Source organism: Aeromonas allosaccharophila, assembly GCF_016026615.1.
GTDB lineage: Bacteria > Pseudomonadota > Gammaproteobacteria > Enterobacterales > Aeromonadaceae > Aeromonas > Aeromonas allosaccharophila.
Window position 1 is genome coordinate 2,287,794 of the sequence record NZ_CP065745.1, and the last position, 24,547, is coordinate 2,312,340.

Genomic DNA, 24,547 nt, shown 5'->3' on the forward strand with positions numbered 1-24,547 from the left:
CTTTTTGCACGAAAACAAATAACGCAAACCAATGATTTTAAACAGATAAAAAAGCATTTTGACGAGATTGACGTGACGCCGTCAATTTTTACGAAAACGACGAAATCAATAGTTGTTGTTTTCCTGTTAATTCTGGTTTGCTAGGGACGTTGGAAAACAGAATGACAAAGGTTAGACACCTGACCAACACAGAGGGCCGATTTCATCAGCATGCGAAGTCGGTGCTCACACAAAACAAGGCGACCCCTCGGGAATGCCAAAAAAATAAGAAAGGAAAACATATGCTTGCCAAAGTATCCAAAATCTCTACTGCTGTAATGCTGGGCACCATGATGCTCGCCGGCGCCGCCGGCAACGCCATGGCTGCAGAAAACAAAACCGTGCTGACCATGGTCGCACAACAGGAAACCGCGTGGGTCAAGAACTTCAACCCCTTCCTGCAAGCGGGCCTGCTGCACACCACCCGTCACTTCATCTATGAACCGCTGGTGATCTTCAACGATATGCAAGGGGGCAAACCCGTCTATCGTCTGGCCACCAACTATGCGTTCAGCGATGACCTGAAATCCGTCACCTTCGATCTGCGTGACGGCGTGAAGTGGTCTGACGGCGAAGCCTTTGATGCCGATGACATCATCTTCTCCTTCAATCTGGTCAAGGCCAACAAGGCGCTGGATGAGCGCTCAATCTGGACCCAGATCAAGAGCGTCGAGAAGCTGGCCCCCAACAAGGTCAAATTCGACCTGACCGAGGTCAACACCAACGTGGTGAATGATCTGGTGCTGGTACCTATCGTGCCGGAGCACCAGTGGAAATCGGTGAAAGATCCGGTTGCCTTCACCAACGACAAGCCGGTCGGTACTGGCCCCTTCACCGAAGTGGACAACTTCTCCGCCCAGCTCTACACCCAGTGTCGCAACCCGCACTACTGGGATAACGCCAACCTCGCCATCGACTGTCTGCGCATGCCGCAGATGGCCACCAACGACCAGGTGCTGGCTGCTGTCATGAAGGGCGACATCGACTGGTTCGGCTCCTTCGTACCGGACATCGAGCGCCTCTACGTCGGCAACGATCCGAAGAACAACAAATACTGGTTCCCGGCCTCCGGTACCGTGGCGTTCAACGTCAACTTCCAGACCAAGAACCCGGGCAACCACGAAGCCTTCAACGACATCAACTTCCGTCGCGCCTTCTCCATGGCGATGGATCGCCAGTCCATGGTGGATATCGCGGGCTACGGCTACCCCACCGTCAACGAGTACCCGTCAGGTCTGGGTAAAGCCTTTGACTCCTGGAACAACCCGGAAGTGGACAAGAAGTACGGCAAGTACAACAAGTTCGATCTGGAAGGGGCCAAGGCACTGCTGAAAGAGGCAGGCTACAAGGATTGTGACGGCGACAAGTTCCTCGACACCCCGAGCTGCAAAAAGATCGAGTTCAAGGTACTGGTGCCGAACGGCTGGACCGACTGGGTCAACACAGTACAGATTGGTGTAGAAGGGCTGCAGGCGCTGGGCCTGAACGCCAAGACCGCTACCCCGGAAGCGACCGTCTGGACCGAGAACCTCATCACTGGCGACTTTGATGTGGCGCTGCAGGGCTACTTTGCCGGTGCCAACCCGCACAAGTACTTCGAGACCGCGTTCCACTCCCGCAACATGGGGGACCGTGGCAACCGCTTCGCCGCGCCGCGTTACAAGGACCCCGAGCTCGACAAGCTGATCGATGACTTCACCCAGACCGCCGATGCGGCCAAGCAGAAGGAGATCATGTTCGCCATCCAGGATCGTGTTGGTGCCAACCAGACCATCATTCCGGTCTTCAACAACCCGACCTGGTATGAGTACAGCACCAAGCGCTTCAACGGCTGGTTCAGTGCGGATAACCCGGTAGCCAAACCTCAGCTCCACCCGGACACCCCTGAGCGTCTGCTGCACGTGTTGTCCCTCAAGCCAAACAGCTAAACAATCCCGGCCCCCTGCGGGGGGCCATCTTCCCCGTTAATCCCCTTCTTGCCCGGCTCTGCCGGGGTTGGGGTAGCTATACCCGACGCGGGGCAGGCTTGCAGTAAAAGGTACCATCATGGGATTCATACTGAGACGCTTTTCCTTCTACCTGGTTGCCTTTCTGGTAGCCGCCACCATCAACTTCCTGTTACCTCGTGCCATGCCTGGCGACCCCGTATCTGTTATGTTTGCCCGTGCTGGCGCCATGATGGAACCCGCCGCCCTGGAAGCGCTCAAAGCCACCTTCGGTTTTGTTGACGGCCCCATCGGCACCCAATTTCTCACCTATGTGAAGAGTGTCTTCACCTGGGATCTCGGCACCTCGGTGCGCTTCTACCCGCAGCAGGTCTCTGACGTGCTGGGCCGTGCCATCGGCTGGACCCTGTTTCTGGTCGGCACCTCCACCATCCTGAGCTTCTCCATCGGTTCCATCGTCGGCATCTTCGCCGCCTGGTATCGCGGCGGCCGGATGGACAGCATTCTCTCCCCGCTCACCCTGGTGATGCAGGCCATTCCGCCAGTGGTGGTCTCCCTGCTCGCCCTGTTCCTGTTCGGGGTCAGCCTGGAGTGGCTGCCCATCGGCTACGCCTACAGCCCGGAAATTCCGGCAGACTGGGGCTGGGAGCACATCAAGAGCATCATGACCCACGCCATCATGCCGGTGCTGACCCTGGCCATCGTGCAGGTGGGGGGCTTTCTCATCACCATGCGCAACAACATGATCAACCTGCTCGGTGAGGATTACATCACCATGGCCAAGGCCAAGGGGCTCTCCAGCAACCGGGTGATCTTCAACTACGGCGCCCGCAACGCCATTCTGCCCAGCGTCACAGCCCTCTCCATGGCGCTCGGTTTCGTCATCGGTGGCTCCCTCATCACCGAGGTGATCTTCAACTATCCCGGCCTGGGCCTGACCCTCTATCAGGGCATTCTGGCGCGCGACTACCCGCTCATTCAGGGGCAGCTGCTCATCATGACCATCACCATGCTCAGCTTCAACTTCCTGGCCGACGTGCTCTACGTCTTCCTGGATCCCCGTCTGCGTACAGGAGGCAAATAAGATGCAAATGCCCACCATCCTCAAAATATTACTGGGCAACCGCAAAGCCGCCTGCGGCCTCGCCATCGTGGTTGCCTTCGTACTGATGGCCATCTTTGCCCCCATTCTGGCCAGTAACGAGCCGACCAAACGGGTGGCTCGCCCGCACCAGCCGCCCAGCACCGAGTTCGTGATGGGGTCCACCCGCATGGGCCACGACATCTGGTCCCAGTTCACCAATGGCGCCCGCATCTCGCTGCTGGTCGGCTTCAGTGCCGGGCTGCTGGTCTGCACCCTGGCCGTTGCCATCGGCATCACCGCCGGTTATTTCGGCGGTCTGATTGATGAGTGCCTCACCTTCCTGATGAACGTGGTGCTGGTGATCCCCAACCTCCCCTTGCTACTGGTGTTGGCGAGCTTTATCGGGGAGGCGTCACCGACGGTGATTGCCGTGATAATAGGGTTGACCTCGTGGGCCTATGGCGCGCGGGTCATCCGCGCCCAGACCCTGGCGCTGCGCGAAAAAGAGTTCGTCATCGCCGCCGAAGTGCTGGGCGAGCCGGCCTGGCGCATCATTCTGGTGGAGATCCTGCCCAACCTCATCTCCATCATCGGGGTGAGCTTCATCGGCTCCATCATCTACGCCATCGTCACCGAAGCGACCCTGGAGTTCCTCGGTCTTGGCGACCCGACCGTAGTGAGCTGGGGCATCATGCTCTACAACGCCCAGACCTCCAGTGCCATCCTGATCGGCGCTTGGTGGGAAGTGCTGGCCCCCTGCTTCGCCATCGCCACCCTGGGTGCCGGTCTGGCCCTGCTCAACTTCGCCATCGACGAGATCGCCAACCCGCAGCTGCGCTCCCACAAAGGGCTCAACCGCTGGAAGAAACTGGCCACACCGGTCGCCACACCGCTCTCTGCCGCACAGGAGAAGACAGCATGAACAAGCATCCCCTGCTGTCAGTACGCAATCTTTGCGTCGACTACATCACCGAAAATGGCGACGTGCGCGCCGTCAACTCGGTCAGCTTCGATATCAGACAGGGTGAGGTGTTCGGCCTCGCCGGCGAGTCGGGCTGCGGCAAGTCCACCGTCGCCTTCTCGGTGGCCCGGCTGCACAAGCCGCCCGCCTACATCAGCGGTGGCGAGATCCTGTTCAAGGGGGAGAACATCCTCCACTACAACGAGGAGCGGCTGCGCTCCTACCGCTGGCAACAGGTGTCGGTGGTGTTCCAGTCCGCCATGAATGCCCTGAACCCGGTGCTGCGGATGGAAGAGCAGTTCTGCGACGTGCTGCTGGCCCACAACCCCGGCATGACCCGTTACGAGGCTATTAAGCGCGCCCAGGAGCTGCTCACCATCGTCGATATCCACCCGAGTCGGCTCAAGGACTACCCGCACCAGTTCTCCGGCGGCATGCGCCAGCGGCTGGTGATCGCCATCGCCATGGCGCTCAACCCCGAGCTCTTGATCATGGATGAGCCAACCACGGCGCTCGATGTGGTGGTGCAGCGGGAGATCCTGCAAAAGGTCTATGCCCTAAAAGAGAAGTTCAACTTCTCCATTCTGTTCATCACCCACGATCTGTCGCTGATGGTGGAGTTCTGCGATCGCATCGGCATCATGTATGCCGGCGAACTGATAGAAGTCGCCCCCTCCAAGGCGATCCTGACCGCGCCGCTGCACCCCTATACCAAGGGACTCGGCAACTCCTTCCCGCCCCTGCACGGGCCAAAAACCGTGCTGGAGGGTATCCCGGGCACCCCGCTCAACCTGCTGGAGGTGCCGGTCGGCTGCCGCTTTCAGGCCCGTTGTGGCAAGGTGCACGATCGCTGCCGTCAGGAGTACACCAAGTTGGCCGAGATCCGCCCCGGGCAACAGACCGCCTGCCACCTCTATGAAGAGCAGGGGCGGCAACAAGATTCCGTGATCTATCTGGACAAGGCCGCTGGCTGTTAAGGATGTCTGTCATGCAAATCGCCAAAACCGATGCACCCATCATCGAAGTCCAGCACCTCTACAAGGACTTCCCCATCAACTCCAATGCCATCAAGAGTGGCAAGATGCGGGCGCTGTCCGACATCACCTTCAACCTGCACCGGGGCCGCGCCCTGGCGGTGGTCGGTGAGTCGGGCTCCGGCAAGAGCACCATCGCCAAGATCATCGCCAAGATGTACAAGCTCAGTGCCGGGCGTATTCTCTATCGCGGCCACGATCTGGAGGAGTTCAACAAGGGCACCGCCCTGCTGGACTATCGCCAGAGCGTGCAGATGGTGTGGCAAGATCCGTTCGGTTCATTGAACCCGACCCACACCATCTATCACCACATCGCCCGCCCCCTGCTGCTGCACAGCAAGGTGATCGACAAGAAAGATCTGCCCGACATGGTTCATGCCCTGCTGGAGAAGGTCGGTCTGACCCCGGCCAAGGCGACTGCGGCCAAATATCCGCACCAGCTCTCCGGCGGCCAGCGCCAGCGGGTCAACATCGCCCGCAATCTGGCGGTGGAGGCGGAAGTGGTGCTGGCGGACGAACCCACCTCCATGCTCGACGTCTCCATTCGCATCGGCATCCTCAACCTGATGGAGCAGATGAAGAACGAGCTGGGGGTCTCCATGCTCTACATCACCCACGACATCGCCACCGCCCGCTATGTGGCGGAAGATCTGGCGGTGATGTATGTGGGGCACATGGTGGAGTGGGGCGAGGTGGACGAGATCCTGCACCACCCGCAGCACCCCTACACCCAGCTGCTCATCTCGGCGGTGCCCGACCCCGAGAAGAGCATCCACGCCGAGCTGGAGGGTGGCCGCAAGGGGGAGATCCCGCTCTGGACGCCGGAGTCCTGCGGTTGCCCGTTTGCCGGGCGCTGCAATCAGGCGATGCCCCGCTGCAAGGAAGCGCTGCCTGCCATCACCAAGCTTGCCGACAACCACTTCGTGCGCTGCTACCTCTACGAGTGAGGGTGAGCCTTAGACCGGCCGGACAGCCCTGTCCGGCCATGCCTCGATACGGGGCGGCCACAGCCCCGTGATGTGCCTCACCGTCCGTCGGTGAACCACAGGAGTAAGAAGTTGATGGAACTCTTGATCAATCAGGTGGGCTACGAGTGCGACGGCCACAAGGTCGCCCTGCTGCAAACCACCCCCGCCCATGATCTCGGCGGCTATGTCAGGCTGCAACGCCTCGACGATGGCCAGATCCTGTTTGAAACCCCGCTGCAACCGGCCGGCAGCGTCTCCGGCTGGCAGGGCCGCACTTACCTAAGCGCCGACTTCTCTGCCGTCAAGGAGCCCGGCCATTACCGGCTGGAGGCGATCACGGCCCCCATCGGCGCAGCCGCCACAGAACAGCGCATTGTCCGTTCGACCCGTTTCGCCATCGGCCAGGATCTGCTGGCCAATCGTTGCCTCTCTGACGTTATTCACTACTTCAAGGGGCAGCGCGCCAGCGGCACCTTCGATCGGGCCGACCGCAGCGCACGTCTGTTTGGCACCGACCTGCGCCGGGACGTGCACGGCGGCTGGTTCGATGCCAGCGGCGACATGAGCAAGTACCTGAGCCACCTCTCCTACGCCAACTACCTCAATCCCCAGCAAACCCCCATGGTGGTGTGGGCCCTGCTCAAGTGCCGGGAACTGCTGGCCCCGCGCTGCGATATCGACGGGGTGAACCTCTGCAAGCGTCTCAATGACGAGGCGCTGCACGGCGCCGATTTCCTCTGCCGGATGCAGGATGCGTCGGGTTTCTTCTACATGACCCTGTTCGACAAGTGGAGCAAGGATCCCGCCCAGCGCGAGCTGTGTGCCTATGCCACCCAGCAGGGGCTCAAATCCGCCAACTGGCAGGCTGGTTTTCGCCAAGGGGGCGGCATGGCCATCGCCGCGCTGGCCCGCGCCGCCCGCGAGAGTGTCAGCGGCGACTTCGATGCCAGCCGCTACGCCGAGGCGGCCAAACGTGGCTACCTGCACCTGCGTGAGCACAACCTTGCCTATCTGGACGACGGGGTCGAAAACATCATTGACGACTACTGCGCCCTGCTGGCGGCGGTGGAGCTGACCCGCACCTTCGGCTCCGAGTGGCTGAATGAGGCAAGAGCCCGCGCCAGCAAGCTCTGTGCACGCCAGCGCATTCATCCGGAGCTGGGTCACTACTGGTCGGCCAACGAGGATGGCTCGCGCCCCTACTACCATGCCGCCGAGGCGGGTCTGCCGGTGCTGGCGCTGCTGGAATATTTAGACGTGGAGCCGGATCAGGAGCACCAGGCCCGGGTACAAACCGTGGTGGAGCAGGCGCTGGCCGCCGAGCTGGCGCTCTGCGCCCGCGCGGGCAACCCCTTCTCCCTCGCCCGCCAATATGTGAAAGGGGTGGATGAAGCGCCGCGCGTCAGCTTCTTTATGCCCCACAACAACGAGTCCGGTTACTGGTGGCAGGGGGAGAACGCCCGCCTCGCATCGCTGGCGGCCATGGCCTTTGCTGGCGCCCGCCACTTCCCCCGCCAGAGCCAACCGCTGATCACTTACGGCCAGCGCCAGCTCGACTGGATCCTCGGGCAAAACCCGTTCAACGCCTGCATGCTGGCGGGTCACGGCATCAACAACCCCGCCTATACCGCCGGGTATCCCAATGCGCAGGGGGGGATCTGCAACGGCATCACCGCCGGGTTCGATGACGAAAACGACGTGGCCTTTATTCCGGAGGAGTACAAGGATCGGCTGGATCAGAACTGGCGCTGGGGCGAGCAGTGGATCCCCCACGCTGCCTGGTTTGCCCTGGCTATCAGCTGGCAGAGCGCCCTGAGTGATCGAAATGAGCAGGGAGGTCGCCATGATTGAGTTCTGGGTCGGGGTCGATGGCGGGGGTACCCACACCCGCGCCCGCATTCGGGATCGGGCCGGTAAGCTGCTTGGCGAGGGGCGCGCGGCAGGCTCCAATCTGGAGCTAGGTATCCCCCATGCCCACGCCAATGTACTGGCCGCCATCGCCAGCGCCCGCCTTGCCGCAGGGCTCGGCATCGAGTGCGAACAGCAGATGGGGGTCGGGCTGGCGCTCGCCTCCGCCGAGCTGGCAGACTGCTATCACGCCATGCTCGCCATGCCCTTCCCCTTTGCCAGTGTCAGGCTCACCTCCGATGCCTTCGGTGCCTGCCTCGGCGCCTTTGGTGGCCGGGAGGGAGCCATCCTCATCGCCGGTACCGGCTCGGTGGGGCTGATCTATCACGCAGGTCAAATTCGCACCTGTTCCGGCCGCGGCTTCCCCATTTCGGACATAGGCAGCGGCGCCTGGCTGGGGCTGCGCGCCATCCAGCAATCCCTGCTCTGCCACGATGGCATTCTGCCTCCCAGCACCCTCGCCATCCGCTTGATGGATCGCTTCAAACGGGATCAGGCCGAGGTAGTGCGCTGGGCCGCCCGCGCCATTCCGGCCGACTATGGCCACTTTGCCCCCTGGGTATTCGATGCCGCCAGCGATGGCGACGAGCTCGCCAACCAGCTGCTGGACGAAACCTGCGAACAGCTGCGGATCCTGCTGGACGGGATGACCCAGCTCGGTGCCAGCCAGATCGCCCTGCTGGGGGGGATTGGCTCGCGCCTCGCTCCCCGTCTCGGCCAGCTCAACCTGATCCCCCCCCAGGCAGATGCGCTCGATGGCGCCATCCTGTTTGCCCAATCAGAGGATTTTCCATGTCTACACCCCTGATCCACACCCAGGTCGCCCGACGTGACGGCGAGGATGTCTGGTTCACCTTCACCCTCTCCCGCATGCCGGATACCCAGTGGAAGCTGCACTTCTGTCTGGCCCGCCATATCGACCCTGACTCACTGCAAGGGGGCGAGCTGGAGCGCCAAAGCGGCAGCTACAAGGTGATTGTCCCGCAAGCGGGCAGCTGCGAGCTGCGCTTTTGCTGCCGTCAGACCCCCATCAAGAAGCTCTCCGACATGCCGCAGGGGTTCTTCCTCAGCCTGCCGGAGGCGACCACCGGTGCCCAGCTGCTGCCGGTGACGCTGGCGACGCAGGATCTCGGACTGGAAAACCCGCCGGTAACCCGCCCCGACCTGCCCGAAGTCGAGCCCCTGCTTGGCATAGTGCCGCAACCGGCCCATCAGGTGCTGCTGGAGGGGAACTTCCGGCTGGCCGAGCGGGCCCATGTCAGCGCTCCCCGCGATGTACCGGGTCTGCTGGCCCACTTCAACGAGCTGACGTCGCTGGCGCTGGAGCAGGATCACGACGCCGAAATCCGGCTGACCGAGGCCAGACTGGCCCCCGAAGCCTACCAGCTCACCATCACGCCACAGGAGGTAGTGATCGCCGCCGCCGACGAAGCGGGCTGGCGTCATGGGCTGGTGACCCTGGCCCAGTGGTATCTGCAACATGGCGAGAGCCTGCCCTGCGTCACGCTGGAGGATGCACCGCGCTTCGGTTTTCGTGGCATTTTTCTCGACTGCGCCCGCCACTTCCACACTCCGGCCACCATCAAGCGCCTGCTCAAGTTGATGAGCCTCTACAAGTTCAACCGCTTCCACTGGCACCTGACCGATGACGAAGGGTGGCGGATCGAAATCAAGGCTTTTCCGGCGCTGACCGACGTGGGCGCCTGGCGCGGCCACGATCTGGCGATCGGCCCCCAGCTGAGCGGCGGCTCCGAGCCCTATGGCGGCTACTACACCCAGAGCGAGGTGAAGGAGCTGGTGAGCTATGCCAGTGAACTCGGCATCACCGTCATTCCCGAGATCGACATTCCGGGCCACTGCCACGCCGCCATCAAGGCGCTGCCCGAGCTGCTGGTCGAAACGGCGGATCACTCCCGCTACCTCTCGGTTCAGCATTTCGACGACAACGTGCTCAACCCCGCCCTGCCCGGCACCTACCGCTTCCTGGAAACGGTGCTGGACGAGGTGTGTGAACTCTTCCCAGGCCCGCAGATCCACATGGGCGGTGACGAGGTGCCGACCGGTGTCTGGACCGACAGCCCAGCCTGCCAGCAGCTGATGACCGAGCAGGGCTACGCCGACTGCCGCGAGCTGCAGGGCCATCTGCTGCGCCACTGCCAGCGCTATCTGGCCGACAAGGGCAAGCGGATGATCGGCTGGGAGGAGATCCTGCACGGCGACAAGGTGAGCCGCAAAGCCGCCGTCTGTGCCTGGACCAGCTTCCAGGCGGGGCTGGACGCCGCCGCAGCCGGTTATCCGGTGGTGATGGCGCCCGCCCAGTCTCTCTATCTGGATCTGGCCTGGAGCCAGGACATTCATGAACCCGGCCTCTACTGGGCGGGGACCCTCAATCTGGAGCAGGTCTATGCGTGCGATCCTGCGCCAGCCGATTTCCATGCCAACGATAACATCCTCGGGGTGCTGAGCCCCTTGTGGTCAGAATTGATCACCAGCCGTGATCGTCTCGACTACATGTTGTTCCCGCGTATGCTGGCCACGGCCGAGGTGGCCTGGAGCGATCCCGCCCACAAGGGCTGGGATCACTTCGCCGCCCGCCTGCCGGGCCAGCTGCAGATCCTCGATCAGTTGCAGGTGCGCTACCGGATGCCACAGAGGTAATGTTGTCTCTATTTTGGCGGCCAATCGGCCGCCTTTTTTCATTTCAGCCCCCGCCCAACCTTATTCCGCCACTCTCCCGCACTCTTGCTCCCAGCTACGCCGAGAGGCCACAATGGCCCATCCGTACAGCAGCAACAACAGGCATCCATGTTTCACCCTTCCCATGAAAAAGTGGCAAGAATCGAGGCGATCATCGCCCTGATCCCGGCTGGCAAGGTGGTCAGTTATGGTCAGGTGGCCGATCTGGCCGGGCTGCCCGGACGGGCCAGACTGGTGGGCAAGGTGCTGCGGGAAACCGACAAGGTACTGCCCTGGCATCGGGTACTGGGCGCCGCAGGCACCATCTCGCTACCCAAAGGATCGCAAGGCTTTGCCGAGCAGACGGGACAATTGCAGCAAGAGGGGGTCGTGGTGATCGGGGGGCGGGTCAGAATGAAGGAGTGGCAATGGCAGCCCGACTTGGCCGAGCTGCTTTTTCTACTGCCGTTTTGAGGGGGTCACTGCCGGATCACTCCAGCGGCGCCAGGATCTCTTCGCTGCGCACCTGCACCGGTATGGTCTCGTCCTCGCGCTGCAGCAGCACCAGCAGGCTCTGCCGGTCCACCTCCAGCACATAGGCCGCCCCTTCCCGGGTCATGCAGCTCATGCCCGGCCGGATCTCGTTAATCTCCATCTCAACCTCCTTGTTACAACGCTACACTCCTTGCAGCTGTCTCAGTATACCGCTATCCATAAGCAAAGAGGCCCCATGTCGGGGCCTCTTTCTCATCAGGCTTTTTTGGCCTTCGGCAAACTCTCTTGCCAGGTACCGTTATCGTAGTGAGCGGTCCAGCCCGTCGCCTTGCCGTTAACCTCGCTCATCACGTACTGCTCCTTGGTCTTGCGACTGAAGCGCACGATGGCGGGGTTGCCGTCCGGATCGGTGAGCGGGGCACCGGCCAGATACTTGTGCTTGGCGGAGATGCGATCCTTGAAGCGTTGCAGCTCTTCCACCAGCGGCGCGCGGGTCTCGCGGGACTTGGGGAAGTTGCTGGCCGCCAGGAACAGACCGGCAGCACCGTCACGCAGCACAAAGTGGGCGTCGGACTGGGTGCACTTGAGCTCAGGCAACGGCACCGGATCCTCTTTCGGCGGTGCGATATCGCCATTTTTCAGGATCTTGCGGGTGTTCTTGCAGGTCTCGTTGGTGCAACCCATGTACTTGCCGAAACGGCCGTTCTTGAGCTGCATCTCTGCTCCGCAACGGTCGCACTCGATGCTCGGCCCTTCGTAGCCCTTGAGCTTGAACTGGCCCTTCTCGATTTCGTAGCCATCGCAGTCCGGATTTCGGCCACAGACATGCAGCTTGCGGCTGTCATCGATGATGTAGGCATCCATCGCGGTGCCACAGACGCCGCAGCGGTGCTTGGCGCGCAGAGCTTCGGTTTCCGCTTCGTCACCGTCAGTGGTGGAGACAAACTCGTCGGCAGAGACCAGGTTGATGGTCTTCTTGCAGCGCTCTTTCGGCGGCAGGGCATAGCCGGAGCAGCCGAGGAACACGCCGGTGGTGGCAGTGCGGATACCCATCTTGCGGCCGCAATCCGGGCAGTCGATGTCGGTCATCACCATCTGGTTGGCGCGCATGCCACCCTCTTCGGGCGCCTTGTCGGCCTTCTCCAGCTCCTGGGTAAACTCGGCGTAGAAGGCATCCAGCACCTTCTTCCACTCCAGCGTCCCTTCGGCGATGCCATCGAGCTTGTCTTCCATCTTGGCGGTGAACTCGTAGTTCATCAGCTCGACGAAGTTCTCGACCAGACGATCGGTGACGATCTCGCCCATCTTCTCGGCGAAGAAACGACGGCTCTCGACCCGCACATAACCGCGATCGACGATGGTGGAGATGATGGATGCGTAGGTAGACGGACGGCCGATGCCGCGCTTTTCCAGCTCACGCACCAGCGCCGCTTCGGTAAATCGAGCAGGCGGCTTGGTGAAGTGCTGGCGCGGATCCAGCTTGACCAGTTTCAGTACCTCGCCCACGGTCACCGCAGGCAGCTGACTATCTTCGCCCTTGCGACCCATCGGCGGCAGCGCCTTGGTCCAACCGGCGAAGCGCAGGGTACGGCCACGGGCCTTCAACTCGAACTCACCCGCCTTGACGGTCAGGGTAGAGGAGTCGTACTGGGCCGGGGTCATCTGGCAGGCAACAAACTGACGCCAGATGAGATCGTACAGACGCATGGCATCCGGCTCCATCCCTTCCAGCATCTCGGACGTGACCAGCACGCTGGAGGGACGGATCGCCTCATGCGCTTCCTGGGCACCGGCCTTGGAACCATAGAGGTTCGGCTCGGCCGGCAGATAGGCTGCGCCATACTGCTCGCCGATATATTCACGCACCGCTTCAACCGCCTCTTTGCTGAGGTTGGTGGAGTCGGTACGCATATAGGTGATGTAACCCGCTTCATAGAGACGCTGGGCCATCATCATGGTCTTCTTGACCCCGAAGCTCAGACGGGTAGAGGCCGCCTGCTGCAGGGTGGAGGTGATGAACGGCGCAGAGGGTTTGGAGCCGGTCGGCTTGTCTTCCCGGTTAACGACCTTGTAGTCGACCCCTTCCAGGGCCGCCACGGCGGCGAAGGTCTCGGCCTGGGTCACCGGCTTGAAGTCGGCGCCGTTGCGGCTGACCACTTCCATCCGCAGATCAGCCTTGTCACCGGTCAGCAGGTCGGCATTGAGATCCCAGAACTCGACCGGTACGAACGCCTTGATTTCGCGCTCTTTATCGACGATGAGGCGCACCGCAACGGATTGCACCCGACCGGCGGAGAGACCGCGAGCCAGCTTCTTCCACAAGAGCGGGGAGACCATGTAACCCACCACGCGGTCGAGGAAACGACGGGCCTGCTGGGCATTGACGCGGTCAATATTGAGTTCGGACGGCTGGGCAAACGCCTCCTTGATGGCGCTCTTGGTGATCTCGTTGAACACCACGCGCTTGTAGCGGCTGTCGTCGCCACCGATGATCTCGCGCAGGTGCCAGGCGATCGCTTCCCCTTCTCTATCCAAGTCGGTTGCGAGATAGATGGTGTCGGCTTTCTCGGCCAGACTTTGCAACTCGCTGACCACCTTCTCCTTGCCGGGCAAAATCTGGTAGTTAGCCTGCCAGCCAGCGGTCGGATTGATACCCATCCGGGCAAACAGGGCCTTGCGATCCTTGGCAGCCTTCTCGGTTTCGCTCAACTTGATGCCGCGAATGACAGGTTTCTTGGGCTCGGTGCTGGCGCTGCCGCTGGTGGGCAGATCGCGAACATGACCCACGCTGGATTTCACCACGTAGTCCTTGCCCAGATATTTGTTGATCGTCTTGGCCTTGGCCGGAGACTCCACTATGACCAGTGATTTGCCCATGCTGTAACTATTATCCTCATTGCACCCGACGGGGTTGGTGTGCGGTTTTGTGGGGCTGTATAAGAGATTTGGCGCGAAAAAGCAATCTTGTGAGCAAATTTGCCTGACCAGCCCGAACCACACGGCTTCTTTTATTGCTTCTTTATTTATTAATGCGAAGGGTGCGGGCCAGACGCAACCGCTTTTTCAATTTTCTGCCATACCGCCCCTCTTTTTATATCTGAAACGACATAAAAACGGCTGCTAGTTACCGGCTTGTTACAAAAACATAAAATCTCTTTATAATGGCCCAACCCCGACGCATCGTGCGCGGAAGGAACCGCTACCCATCATAAAAATCGAAAGGATGTACTCAATGAAGCACTTCGAGGTCAATTTCGACGGTCTGGTCGGCCCGACTCACAACTATGCCGGCCTCTCCTACGGCAACGTTGCCTCCCAGAGCAATGCCCAGGAGGCCTCCAATCCGAAAGAGGCCGCCAAACAGGGGCTGCGCAAGATGAAGGCGCTGACCGAGCTTGGCATGACCCAGGGGGTACTGGCGCCACAAGAGCGTCCCGATCTCGCCACCCTGCGCCGCCTCGGCTTCACCGGCAGCGATTCCCGGGTGCTGGAGCAGGCCGCCAAACAGGCTCCCGCCGTACTGGCCGCCTGCTATTCAGCCTCCAGCATGTGGACCGCCAACGCCGCCACCGTCTCTCCCAGTGCCGATACCCAGGATGGCCGCATTCACTTCACCCCCGCCAACCTGACCAACAAGTTTCACCGCTCTCTGGAGCCGGACGTCACGGGCCGTATCCTGCGCGCCGTGTTCAACAATGATCGCCACTTCAGCCACCACCTCCACCTGCCGGAAAATGATCACTTCGGCGACGAGGGCGCCGCCAACCACACCCGCCTCTGCCGTGCCTATGGCGAGGCAGGGGTCGAGCTGTTTGTCTATGGCCGCAGCGCCTTTGACTACTCCCGCCCGGCGCCGACGCGCTACCCGGCCCGCCAGACTCTGGAGGCGAGTCAGGCCATCGCCCGCCTGCATGGCCTCGGCGAGGAGAGCGTGGTGTTTATCCAGCAAAACCCGGAGGTGATCGATCAGGGGGTGTTCCATAACGACGTGATCGCGGTGGGCAACCAGAACGTGCTGTTCTTCCACCAACAAGCGTTCCTCAACACCGAGGCGGTGCTGGCCGAGATCAGCGGCAAGTTTGGCGAGGGGGATCTGCACTTTATCGAAGTGCCGACCGCCGAGGTCTCCGTGCTGGATGCGGTGAAATCCTACCTGTTCAACACCCAGATCCTCACCCTGCCCAATGGCGAGATGGCGATCATCGCCCCCACCGAGTGCCGCGACAATCCGGCGGTCTCTGCCTATCTCGACAAGCTGCTGACGCAGGGTACCCCGATCAAGACGGTGCATTACATGGATGTGAAACAGAGCATGCGCAATGGCGGCGGCCCGGCCTGCCTGCGGCTGCGGGTCGCCATGAACGATCAGGAGCTCGCTGCGGTCAATCCGGCCTGCCTGATCAACGACAGCCAGTTTGCCCGCCTCGACGGCTGGGTGGATCGCCACTACCGCGACCGCCTGACCCTCGATGATCTGCGGGATCCGGCGCTGGTGCAGGAGTCCCGCAGCGCACTGGACGAGCTGACCCAGATCCTGAAACTGGGTTCGGTCTACCCGTTCCAGCGCTAGATGTGATGCCTGGGAAGACCGCCGACACTGGCAGTCTTCTCTTATCTGCCTCGTGTTCACCGTGATCGCCAGCTTGCACGCATGCTGCTTTGTGCAGAAAAGCAGCGCACAACTTGCTGATAAGCTTGAATTTTGAGCTGGATGTATCAAAAAATCGACGAACAGTCATTTTTTACTGCCAGATGCCTCATCAAGGGGTTCACAAAGCCTCTGGATCTGATAGTATGCGCCTCGCACTTGGGGAGGGGTTCCCGAGCGGCCAAAGGGATCAGACTGTAAATCTGACGGCTCTGCCTTCGAAGGTTCGAATCCTTCTCCCTCCACCATTCAAGTGCAAACGTAGTGACAATCAGGAAATACCCCGTGGAGGGGTTCCCGAGCGGCCAAAGGGATCAGACTGTAAATCTGACGGCTCTGCCTTCGAAGGTTCGAATCCTTCTCCCTCCACCATTTCCCTGATTGAAGTGGCTGAATACAATTTGCTTTGCCCCTGTGGAGGGGTTCCCGAGCGGCCAAAGGGATCAGACTGTAAATCTGACGGCTCTGCCTTCGAAGGTTCGAATCCTTCTCCCTCCACCATCATTCAGAAGACCCGGCCTCGCGCCGGGTTTTCGCTTTGTATACCCACCCACTCGTTTCTGCCCTTGTCAGATCTGACAGTTGCAATTGCATTCAATCTTGCTCATCGTGGCATCATCGACATCAGAGTATTCACATCATGTTTGAAGTCTGGGACGAGCACGGTCACGCCACCGGCCTGACACTGCAGGCGCTCAAAGTCAGAATTAGCAACGACTATCAGGGCGATCTGATGGTGCGCTACAGCAACAAGCTGGGACTTCCCACGACCCTCTTTCTGACCATCCACCAGGGCGTTGCCTATCAACGCTTCAAAGCCGGCTCACCAAAACTGGACTGGGAGTGGCTGGCCAGTGCAGGCAATGGTCACAGCCCCCGCGACTTTATGAGTGAACAGTTTCCACTATTTCAGCTCTCCCTCGATAGCTGAGTCGCTCTCGCTCAACTGCCGCAACTCCCCGATGATGTGCTGCAACCGAGTGCGAAATAGGGCCAGTTCGTTCATACAAACCTGCGCCCCGAGCTGACGGATCTTCTCTTCCAGTCGCCATGCCTCTTCGGCGAGCTGCGGCGCCATCATCATACTGATGGTGCCAGCCTGACGATGTACCCAATTGGCCAATGCCTTGTCATCCTGTGGCTGCTGCGTCATCGCCTGTTCAAGCTCCTGACGAAAGAGCGGAAACATCTGCCGCAATTTGTCACCTTGGCCAAAAAATGCCGCCATGGCAGCGACATCAATCAATGGGGACGATGGCAAGATGCGCCACTTCTGCAACATCTGACGCAGCCCGTCCAGCAGCACCGGCTTGCCCAGCAGATCGTCCATGCCCGCGGCGAAACAGCGTTCAACCTGTTCCGGCAACACATTGGCCGTCATGGCGATGATCAGCAGGCGCTCGCCCTGCTCGGCTGCACGTATATTGCGCGTGAATTCATAGCCATCCATCACCGGCATCTGGCAATCACAGAGCACCAGATCATAGGAGTGCTGCGCAACCATCTCGAGGGCTTGCTGGCCGTGCTCCGCCAGATCGCAGCTCAGATCAAGCTGCCTGAGCTGGCGCATCACCAGTGCCTGGTTGAGGGGATTATCCTCCACCAGCAGCACTCGACAGGGCAGCAAAGGCTTGCCCTGCACCTGCTCTTGCAACGATGACGCAGCCACCCCATCCACCCAGGCCAGCTGGCGATAACAGACCTCCCGCACCGCATGCCAGGTCATGGGGTTGCTGTTGAGCAGATAGCGTCCCGCCTCGTAGCGATAGCCGAGAGGTGATGTCAGTGGCAACACACAGATAACCCCTTCAGGCGCCTGCAGATTGTCACTGAAACGCAACTCAGCGTCGCTGTGCTGCGTGGTGCGCTCAATCCCCAGTGCATCGAGATGCAACAGCAGGGTGTGGCACAACTTCTCGTCATGCAGCTCGACAGAAGCCTGCATCCTGTTCAGCCGGGGATCCGGCTCTCGCTGCGCCAGTACCGGCAGCGTGACCGTCAGGGTGATGACGGTGCCAAGCCCGGGCGCACTCTCCAGCCGGATCTCCCCCCCCATCAAGCGAGCCAGGGTCTGACAGATACTCAGTCCCAGACCCGTACCACCATAACTGTGAGTAGTAGCGCTCTCAGCCTGCTCAAAGGCATTGAAGATCCGGCCAAGCGCCTCGGCACTCATACCGATGCCGCTGTCGCGCACGCCGAAGCGCAGTTGCTGTTGCCCCTCCTCCTGCGCCAGCTGTTGCACCGAGATCTCGATAAAGCCTCGCTCGGTGAACTTGATGGCATTGCTGACAAAGTTGAACAGGATCTGGCGCAGACGCAGCGCATCACCGCTTACCCGGGCTGCCACACCGGCATCCGCCCACAGGTAAACGCGCAACCCCTTGCGGTGTACCTCGCTCATCGTCATGGTCAGCACGCTGTCGAGCAGCTCCCGGACAAGGAACGGGGCTTGTTCGAGCTGCATCTTGCCCGCCTCCAGCTTGGCGAAGTCGAGCACATTGTCGATCAGTGCATGCAACCCCTGAGCACCGCGGTTGATGATCTCCACCATCTGGCGCTGATCCTGGGTCAGCTCGGTGAAGGTGAGTTGCTCCGCCATGCCGACGATGCCATTCATGGGGGTGCGAATTTCGTGGCTCATGGTGGCCAGAAACTCCCCTTTCTGGCTGGCAGCCGCCTCGGCCTTTGCCTTGGCGGTGGCCAGCGCGGCCTCAACCCGCTGGCGGCGGACAATCTCCTGACGCAACCGCCAGTACGCCACCGAGAGTGCGAGGATAAACAGGACGATCCCGGACCCGACGGGGATCAGAGTCCGGATCAATTTTTGCCACGAAATCCCCTCGCTGTAGTTCAATGCCAACCAGCTATTGCGGATCTGCCGCTTCTCCTTGTCGCTCATGCTGGTAAACACCCGATTGATTAAAGGCAACAAGGGGGCATAGGACTCGCGCACCGCAACGGCCAACTCATCCTTGAAGGGGGTGGGCGCGGCAATATGAAGCCGGTCATCAAACTGCTCGGCTATGAGGCGAGAAACCACCACCAGATTGCCGATATAGGCATCACCCGCCCCGGCTGCGACACGAGCCATCCCTTCGTTGGCATTGCGGGTCGTGGTCAGCTTGAGATCGGGCACCAGCGCCCTGAGCCGGGGGATCAACATGCTGTCCGTCAGCAGCAGATGCTTGCCAGCCAGATCAGAAATATCCCCGATAGGCAGGCTGCCACGGGCCGTCACCAGCACCATGGGAAATGACGCGAAGGGCTCGCTGCCATGCCACCCCACCAGCTGCTCGATAACCCGGGTTGGCAAGACCGCCAGATCCACATCGTGATGCAGCAACAACTGCTGCAACTCGGGCCAGTTCTCGACGGGCAGCCGATCGTAAGCCAACCCCAGCCTCTCTTGCAGCAAGGCAAGGTAATCAGCCATTAAACCGACCGAATTCCCCTCCTCATCGCGGTAAGAGAAGGGGGCCCAACCGGGGAGTAATCCCAGCTTCAACGGCGGCAGTGTCGAGAGCCAGGCACGCTCATCGGGACGCAACAAGAAATTGCTGTGCCCCATAAAATTGGGGGTCAGGCTCTCCCCCAACCAGCGTTTTTCAAGTGCACTGCGCGCCTCGACCGTCAGCGCCTGAATGGCCGTATCAAGCCGGATAGCAAGGGAGTGCTTCTGGCTGACGACGCCAAGATGCAGGGTTTCCATCAACAAGGGAGACTGGGCAACCACCGCCAACGCCGGGTGATGCTCGATAAACAGATTGGCCACATGGAGGTTGCCGATATAGGCATCTGCCCGCCCTTGCTCGACCGCCTGTAGTGCGCTGCGGGTATCGACAAACAGCCGCGGTGTGACATTCGGGTAGTGCAGTCTGACCAGTTTTTCCGTTATAAACCCCTTCTCGATAGCAATGCTCGAGGACTGCAAGCGACTCACATCACGAAACAGGGCGCTGTCTTGTCGCACCACCACCACAGTCGGCGAGGTGTAGTAAGGCAAGCTATAGGTAACGCACTGGCGTACCTCAGAGTTAAAGGCATCCAGCAGAATATCGACCTTGCCACGGCAGGCATCGGCATACATGCCCTCCCAGTCGGGGTAGACCTGCCAGGCAATCCGGTAGTCCAGCTTTTGGGCTAATTGTTCCATCAATTCAACGCTGAACCCGGCTGCGATCTTGCCATTCCACTGTTGAAAAGGGCCCCAACCTCCGGCCACAATGCCCACATTGACAGTGCGCGCAGCAAGGAGCGGCGCCGAAAACGTCACTGGGGTCAAGAAAAAAAACAGTGCAATAATTATGAACCGTTTGATTAATGGCATGGGCGAATAATATATAGGCATAACGATTCACATATATTTTCCAAAAGATAGATGTCCCCTAAAAAATGGGGTGCGCACGGTAGTATAGAAATGTTAGTTTTGATAGCCTGAATATTACTCACCGTTTTATAAGAGGCTCATCCATGTCCTTCAAGATTATTCTTGCCGATGACCATCCCTTGATTCTGACCGGGATCCGTAGCCTGATTGACCAGATAACCCCCCATTGTGAAGTGATCGCCGAGGCATATCAGGTATCTGAGTTGCTGAAATCATTGCAACAACATCATTGTGATCTGTTGATTACCGATTTCAGTATGCCGGGAGATACCCGCTGCGATGGCCTGGTGATGATCCAGCAGTTGCGCCGGGATTATCCAAACCTGCCTATTATTGTGCTGACCCAAATCCAGAACAGCGCCATCTTGCAATCCCTTATTCAGGTTGGGGTAAACGGTCTGATACTGAAAAAATCGGTGATCAACGAACTGGCCGATGCCATTCGCCAGATATTACTTGGCCATCGCTATATTGGCCCTGCGGTAAACATGCTGCTGGCCGATGCCGGTGTATCCTCTCAAGGCAATATAAGTCCGTTGACCCCCAAAGAGTCTGAAGTTGTCCGCCTGCTGGCCAGCGGCATGTCGGTTTCCGAGGTTGCCGACTATCTGCATCGCAGCGTTAAAACCATCAGCACCCAGAAAAAGAGTGCCATGGTGCGGCTGGGTATTACCAGTGATAGTGCCCTCTTTGACTATGCCAAAAGCAGTGGTCTCTGTTAGTCGATAGACGCATCAAATATCAAAGTTACATCCCCTTTAAAATTGGAACCTGGGTATTTCATCATCTCGGTGACCGTCCCACCAATAACCTGAAATCGAATCGCTCTGGCTGCGTTGATAATCGGTTTCCCCTGTACAGGAAGTACAAATTTGTATTGACTTGTCGTCAATAGAGTCATTTCATTGACTCTGTTCACATAATATGTCTTTAAAGGGACTGTTCGCCCCTTACTATCTTTTAGCCCACACTCGGTGCCCCATTGATGTTGGCAACGCAGCGCTACGGTAAACGGGGCACTAAACCATATCCGAAAAGGAAGATCTTGCTGCAATATGCTTAGCTCTCGCTTTCCATTATGAATCCAATTAATCCATCCCCCCGGTGGCAGCAAGGTTACTTGACTATGCTCATCGCTGTATCCTCTAGGAAAATCTACTTTCAATTGATGGCGTACTGTAAGGGTCAAATCAATAATCAACTTGGTGTCATTATATGTGCCATTTCCCAAACTGATATCGCCATTCGAGGATACCGATAATGTTATAGAACCGTTGTATACCCCATTTGGCATATCTAATGGTGAAGGTGGTTTTATCTTGAAACCAAAAAACAATGCTTTTACTGTAACCCCAACATCTGTCGATAACGCAGTGTAACATGATTTCCCTGCAACATTCCCCCATAATACCATCCAGGCTAGCCAATCTGTATTGCCAGCGACTTGCTTATCCAAATAGCTACAACCGCCTTTGGGGTTACTAAAACCATCATAGATAGGCCGAGCTGTCTCATTATATATCGTCGCATCAAAATGCGCCCCCAACATTTCTGGAGTAAGTGAAACTCGATAACTAATCCCCTTTGCAGAAGTCACAATCATTTCTTTCTGACTAAATGACTGCATGTAAAAAATAGAGTCCTTAGGATTGTCTACACGTTTTTTCGCAGTACGCGTCACCCCGTAACTAATAGAGAAAAGGAGGCTGTCAAGTGATGATATTTCACCACGACAATAACTCAACCACATCCCACTAGCTGTTTTAAGACATGGTGTCGTGCTGACAAACCGCCCACCACTTGTCTCATAAGAGGCAGGTTTGTATTCAGCAGTCACCTTAATAGTTTGCGATGATGCTATTTCAGAAAAAAGCATCAGCATTAAAAATACGATTGTTAGCTGGGATTTCATATTAAAGTCCATCTTAGTGGTGAATTATAAAATGCCATTATTTTTTACTGGTCACCAAAGGTGTACATTTCAACTCACCCAGCAACATGATATCTGACTCTTCAATACGACTGCTGTCCCCTGCTGATTTATCACACTGAAGGGAGCCATTATGTTCCACGCTAAATTCTGGTTGTCGTCGACTCGCCTCCAGCGCAAAAAAACCATCGTTTTCGGTAAATGCCCGCCCTATGGGGTTGCTGACCATGGCACCACGCAGCGGCTGGTTTTGCTCGTCCAGCAAGCGGCCAATCACAGTGACGGTGCTCACGGCATTCACCTGGCCATAACCCACTCCGCCGCGGTTAAGGTGGTAGGGGAGCACGGTGGGCTTGATGGTGAGCGGCGCCCCCTCGTGATCGGCCATCTCCAGTTGCAAGGTGCCGCTTTGCAAGGCTGGCACAGAGACCAGATGGCGTCCGGGCCCGAGGGTCTGCACGCTACCCTGATCGTCACTGACCCGGATCTGCGCCGCCTCGTCATCGGCCTCGATATCGAGGATCATCGCCGCCTCATTACCCATGCCGCCCATATCGCGGGAACCGAGCGCCAGCTCCCCCTCCCGCCCCAGTGCCACCACGCTCTCCAGATTGATGCCGCCGGTCACCTGTTCGTTATAAGAGGAGTGCTGGGCAAACAGGTCGCCCCCCAACCAGGGCGCGGCGAAGCGGCCATAGCCGGATAGTCCGGTACCATAGCTGTCGTGGGTGCTGCCCACACTGACTTGGCGCAGCGGCCCCCAATCCACCTCCTGCTGGTAGTTGAGATAGGCACTGCGCTGGGCACCACCCGAGCGCGAGGTATTGCTGCCCAGCCCCAGCGACAACTGGCGATCCTGTCCCCCCAGGTTGACGGTCAGACTCAGGGTGCTGCCGCGATCCCGCTGCTGCGCAGTGCTCTCGCTGCCGGGACGATCGAACAGGGTCACCCCCCAGGTCACCCAGCGCCCCAAAAATCGATCGCTATAGTGCCACCCCAGATCGGCACCATTGCCACGGCCAGACTGGTGAGAAACATAGACGCCGAGGGATCCCCACTTTTCCAGCGACTGCTGCAGTGACAAGCTGGATACCGAGCTTGCATCCCCCTGCTTGCGCAGATTGCGCGAATGGCTGGCCACCAGACTGCTGTTGCCGTGCCAATAAATCCCCTGCAGATCGTAACCCCACCCCATGCCAACGCTCTGGTTGAGGGAGGCAAAACCGTGGAGCTGACTGGTCGCCTCCCAATCGAGCGAGAGGGAGTGCTGGGCCCGTCTGTCCACATATTGGCTACCCGCCCCCACCACCAACGATGGAAGCAGCAAGTGGTTGATCGCCGCACCGCCACTGGCCCCTTCCAAATCGCTGTCCCCCTGCCGCACCAGCCAGCGGGTCTGGCGTCCGGCGAACAGGTTGAAACGCCACGGCTCCTCCGGCGTCTGCCAGTTGGAGGGTTTGTAGATCATCTCGCGCCAACGGCGGGTCTCCTGACCATCCTCCAGCAGTCGCAGTTCCACCTCGTAGATACCGCCGGGTAGCGAGCGGGTATCGAGCGCCTGCAAACCGGATACGACCGGCTGGGACTGGATCAGGTTGCTGTCACGATAGATCTCCACCATGCCCGGCCGAGCTGGTGCAACCTGGATTGGTGCCAGACTGGGTACCCCGCGTTCCCGGCGCAGCAAATCCGAACTGCCCCACATCATCCCAAGCACAGTGGGGGTCGCTCCGCTGTAATAGTTAGGCTGACGCACCAGCCCCTGCGCCGAGGGAAAGAAGAAGCCAAGGCGATAAAAATTGGCCTCATGAAGCCGCTCTCCATATAGCTGAGCCAGGCCCACTTCGCTCGATTGCCCCTCCTGCCAGGTGGCATCCCCCTCCATAAAGGGGGACCACTGCCCCCAGCTGCCTTCCAGCTGCAGGTTGTAGTGTCCATTGCGCTGAGTGCCCTGCACCAGGTTCAGCTGGTTCTGGACCAGCAAACCCTTGCTCTCTTGGGGCAATGCCATGAAGCGCTGATCCCGCGCCTCCAGCTCCACCTGCCCGGTCAGCACCGAGAGCTGTGACTCCTCCAGGCTGTATTGCAATCCCACAATGCCTTCGGGACAGGCGCGGACGCACTCGCCGATCGGCAGGTGAAATCCCAGCCTGGTCAGCCAGCGCTCACGTTCCCGCTCATCAAATTCGCTCTCCTGCACATCCAGCAACGAGAGCAGTTGCACCGAGTTATCGCGCCCGAGCAGCACTTCACCATCACCCAACAGGCGGCCATCGACGGTGACTCTCACCATCAGGGGGACACCAAAAAAGTGCTCTTCAAACCCCTCTGGCAACTGCCGCGCCTGTTGCAGCAGCAGTGCCGGATCTGCCGCCACCAGCGGGGCAGAGAGCAACAGACCTAGCAAGAGAAGAAGAGAGCGAATCATGATTAACAACCTGAATAACAAGGGGCCGAACGGCCCCTTG

17 protein-coding genes and 3 tRNA genes are annotated in these 24,547 nt (G+C 59.4%); 15 read left to right on the top strand and 5 right to left on the bottom strand.

Going from position 1 to position 24,547, the window contains the following annotated elements; translation table 11 throughout:
• Positions 1-281 precede the first annotated feature (281 nt).
• The 9 genes from I6G90_RS10185 to I6G90_RS10225 all read left to right on the top strand — a co-directional run bounded on the left by I6G90_RS10185 (position 282) and on the right by I6G90_RS10225 (position 11,090).
• On the top strand, positions 282-1,967 hold the full coding sequence (locus I6G90_RS10185) for an ABC transporter substrate-binding protein (RefSeq protein WP_042061376.1): 1,686 nt from the start codon (positions 282-284) through the stop codon (positions 1,965-1,967).
• A gap of 118 nt (positions 1,968-2,085) precedes the next feature.
• Positions 2,086-3,069, top strand: a complete 984-nt coding sequence (locus tag I6G90_RS10190; RefSeq protein WP_033135896.1) for an ABC transporter permease — start codon at positions 2,086-2,088, stop codon at positions 3,067-3,069.
• Between the two features lies 1 nt (position 3,070).
• Entirely contained in the window at positions 3,071-3,991 is a 921-nt protein-coding gene (locus I6G90_RS10195) for an ABC transporter permease (RefSeq protein WP_058052810.1), read from the top strand.
• Positions 3,988-5,007 (top strand): ABC transporter ATP-binding protein, encoded by a 1,020-nt coding sequence (locus I6G90_RS10200; protein WP_042658671.1) that lies wholly within the window; start codon positions 3,988-3,990, stop codon positions 5,005-5,007. The genes I6G90_RS10195 and I6G90_RS10200 overlap by 4 nt, the downstream gene beginning before the upstream one ends.
• 11 nt (positions 5,008-5,018) lie before the next feature.
• Positions 5,019-6,011 (top strand): ABC transporter ATP-binding protein, encoded by a 993-nt coding sequence (locus tag I6G90_RS10205; protein ID WP_042061369.1) that lies wholly within the window; start codon positions 5,019-5,021, stop codon positions 6,009-6,011.
• 114 nt (positions 6,012-6,125) lie between these two features.
• Positions 6,126-7,883, top strand: a complete 1,758-nt coding sequence (locus I6G90_RS10210; RefSeq protein WP_197931119.1) for a glycoside hydrolase family 9 protein — start codon at positions 6,126-6,128, stop codon at positions 7,881-7,883.
• Entirely contained in the window at positions 7,876-8,748 is an 873-nt protein-coding gene (locus I6G90_RS10215) for a BadF/BadG/BcrA/BcrD ATPase family protein (protein WP_058052941.1), read from the top strand. The genes I6G90_RS10210 and I6G90_RS10215 overlap by 8 nt, the downstream gene beginning before the upstream one ends.
• Positions 8,733-10,598 carry a beta-N-acetylhexosaminidase gene (locus tag I6G90_RS10220; protein ID WP_197931120.1) on the top strand — a complete coding sequence of 622 codons (1,866 nt, stop codon included), beginning with the start codon at positions 8,733-8,735 and terminating at the stop codon, positions 10,596-10,598. The genes I6G90_RS10215 and I6G90_RS10220 overlap by 16 nt, the downstream gene beginning before the upstream one ends.
• A gap of 147 nt (positions 10,599-10,745) precedes the next feature.
• The gene (locus I6G90_RS10225; protein ID WP_197931121.1) at positions 10,746-11,090 is read left to right on the top strand and encodes an MGMT family protein; all 345 of its coding nucleotides are present in this window, start codon (positions 10,746-10,748) and stop codon (positions 11,088-11,090) included.
• 16 nt (positions 11,091-11,106) lie between these two features.
• Here I6G90_RS10225 and I6G90_RS10230 read toward each other — a convergent pair whose 3' ends face one another.
• A complete protein-coding gene (locus I6G90_RS10230; protein ID WP_162851498.1) occupies positions 11,107-11,271 on the bottom strand; it encodes a hypothetical protein in 165 nt (54 codons plus the stop codon).
• Between the two features lie 95 nt (positions 11,272-11,366).
• On the bottom strand, positions 11,367-13,988 hold the full coding sequence (gene topA, locus I6G90_RS10235) for a type I DNA topoisomerase (protein ID WP_182969503.1): 2,622 nt from the start codon (positions 13,986-13,988) through the stop codon (positions 11,367-11,369).
• Between the two features lie 355 nt (positions 13,989-14,343).
• Here topA and astB point away from each other — a divergent pair, with 355 nt between their 5' ends.
• The 5 genes from astB to I6G90_RS10260 all read left to right on the top strand — a co-directional run bounded on the left by astB (position 14,344) and on the right by I6G90_RS10260 (position 16,690).
• On the top strand, positions 14,344-15,681 hold the full coding sequence (gene astB / locus I6G90_RS10240) for an N-succinylarginine dihydrolase (protein WP_197931122.1): 1,338 nt from the start codon (positions 14,344-14,346) through the stop codon (positions 15,679-15,681).
• 241 nt (positions 15,682-15,922) lie between these two features.
• A tRNA-Tyr gene (locus tag I6G90_RS10245) sits at positions 15,923-16,007 on the top strand.
• 39 nt (positions 16,008-16,046) lie between these two features.
• Positions 16,047-16,131: transfer RNA gene (locus I6G90_RS10250), tRNA-Tyr, on the top strand.
• A gap of 44 nt (positions 16,132-16,175) precedes the next feature.
• Positions 16,176-16,260 (top strand) — tRNA-Tyr (locus I6G90_RS10255).
• A gap of 139 nt (positions 16,261-16,399) precedes the next feature.
• A complete protein-coding gene (locus I6G90_RS10260; RefSeq protein WP_197931123.1) occupies positions 16,400-16,690 on the top strand; it encodes a hypothetical protein in 291 nt (96 codons plus the stop codon).
• Here the strand turns inward: I6G90_RS10260 and I6G90_RS10265 are convergent.
• On the bottom strand, positions 16,664-19,915 hold the full coding sequence (locus I6G90_RS10265; protein ID WP_332260275.1) for an ATP-binding protein: 3,252 nt from the start codon (positions 19,913-19,915) through the stop codon (positions 16,664-16,666). The genes I6G90_RS10260 and I6G90_RS10265 overlap by 27 nt on opposite strands.
• A gap of 317 nt (positions 19,916-20,232) precedes the next feature.
• Here I6G90_RS10265 and I6G90_RS10270 point away from each other — a divergent pair, with 317 nt between their 5' ends.
• Positions 20,233-20,871 (top strand): response regulator, encoded by a 639-nt coding sequence (locus tag I6G90_RS10270; RefSeq protein ID WP_197931125.1) that lies wholly within the window; start codon positions 20,233-20,235, stop codon positions 20,869-20,871.
• Here I6G90_RS10270 and I6G90_RS10275 read toward each other — a convergent pair.
• Positions 20,868-22,061, bottom strand: a complete 1,194-nt coding sequence (locus I6G90_RS10275) for a hypothetical protein (RefSeq protein WP_197931126.1) — start codon at positions 22,059-22,061, stop codon at positions 20,868-20,870. The two genes, I6G90_RS10270 and I6G90_RS10275, sit on opposite strands and share 4 nt — an antisense overlap.
• 37 nt (positions 22,062-22,098) lie before the next feature.
• Positions 22,099-24,507 (bottom strand): TcfC E-set like domain-containing protein, encoded by a 2,409-nt coding sequence (locus tag I6G90_RS10280; RefSeq protein ID WP_197931127.1) that lies wholly within the window; start codon positions 24,505-24,507, stop codon positions 22,099-22,101.
• Positions 24,508-24,547: the final 40 nt, after the last annotated feature.

Coding starts and splice junctions, on each gene's coding strand:
- I6G90_RS10185 (WP_042061376.1), top strand. CDS start 282: ATGCTTGCCAAAGTATCCAAAATCTCTACTGCTGTAATGCTGGGCACC.
- I6G90_RS10190 (WP_033135896.1), top strand. CDS start 2,086: ATGGGATTCATACTGAGACGCTTTTCCTTCTACCTGGTTGCCTTTCTG.
- I6G90_RS10195 (WP_058052810.1), top strand. CDS start 3,071: ATGCAAATGCCCACCATCCTCAAAATATTACTGGGCAACCGCAAAGCC.
- I6G90_RS10200 (WP_042658671.1), top strand. CDS start 3,988: ATGAACAAGCATCCCCTGCTGTCAGTACGCAATCTTTGCGTCGACTAC.
- I6G90_RS10205 (WP_042061369.1), top strand. CDS start 5,019: ATGCAAATCGCCAAAACCGATGCACCCATCATCGAAGTCCAGCACCTC.
- I6G90_RS10210 (WP_197931119.1), top strand. CDS start 6,126: ATGGAACTCTTGATCAATCAGGTGGGCTACGAGTGCGACGGCCACAAG.
- I6G90_RS10215 (WP_058052941.1), top strand. CDS start 7,876: ATGATTGAGTTCTGGGTCGGGGTCGATGGCGGGGGTACCCACACCCGC.
- I6G90_RS10220 (WP_197931120.1), top strand. CDS start 8,733: ATGTCTACACCCCTGATCCACACCCAGGTCGCCCGACGTGACGGCGAG.
- I6G90_RS10225 (WP_197931121.1), top strand. CDS start 10,746: ATGTTTCACCCTTCCCATGAAAAAGTGGCAAGAATCGAGGCGATCATC.
- I6G90_RS10230 (WP_162851498.1), bottom strand. CDS start 11,271: ATGGAGATTAACGAGATCCGGCCGGGCATGAGCTGCATGACCCGGGAA.
- topA (WP_182969503.1), bottom strand. CDS start 13,988: ATGGGCAAATCACTGGTCATAGTGGAGTCTCCGGCCAAGGCCAAGACG.
- astB (WP_197931122.1), top strand. CDS start 14,344: ATGAAGCACTTCGAGGTCAATTTCGACGGTCTGGTCGGCCCGACTCAC.
- I6G90_RS10260 (WP_197931123.1), top strand. CDS start 16,400: ATGTTTGAAGTCTGGGACGAGCACGGTCACGCCACCGGCCTGACACTG.
- I6G90_RS10265 (WP_332260275.1), bottom strand. CDS start 19,915: ATGGAACAATTAGCCCAAAAGCTGGACTACCGGATTGCCTGGCAGGTC.
- I6G90_RS10270 (WP_197931125.1), top strand. CDS start 20,233: ATGTCCTTCAAGATTATTCTTGCCGATGACCATCCCTTGATTCTGACC.
- I6G90_RS10275 (WP_197931126.1), bottom strand. CDS start 22,061: ATGAAATCCCAGCTAACAATCGTATTTTTAATGCTGATGCTTTTTTCT.
- I6G90_RS10280 (WP_197931127.1), bottom strand. CDS start 24,507: ATGATTCGCTCTCTTCTTCTCTTGCTAGGTCTGTTGCTCTCTGCCCCG.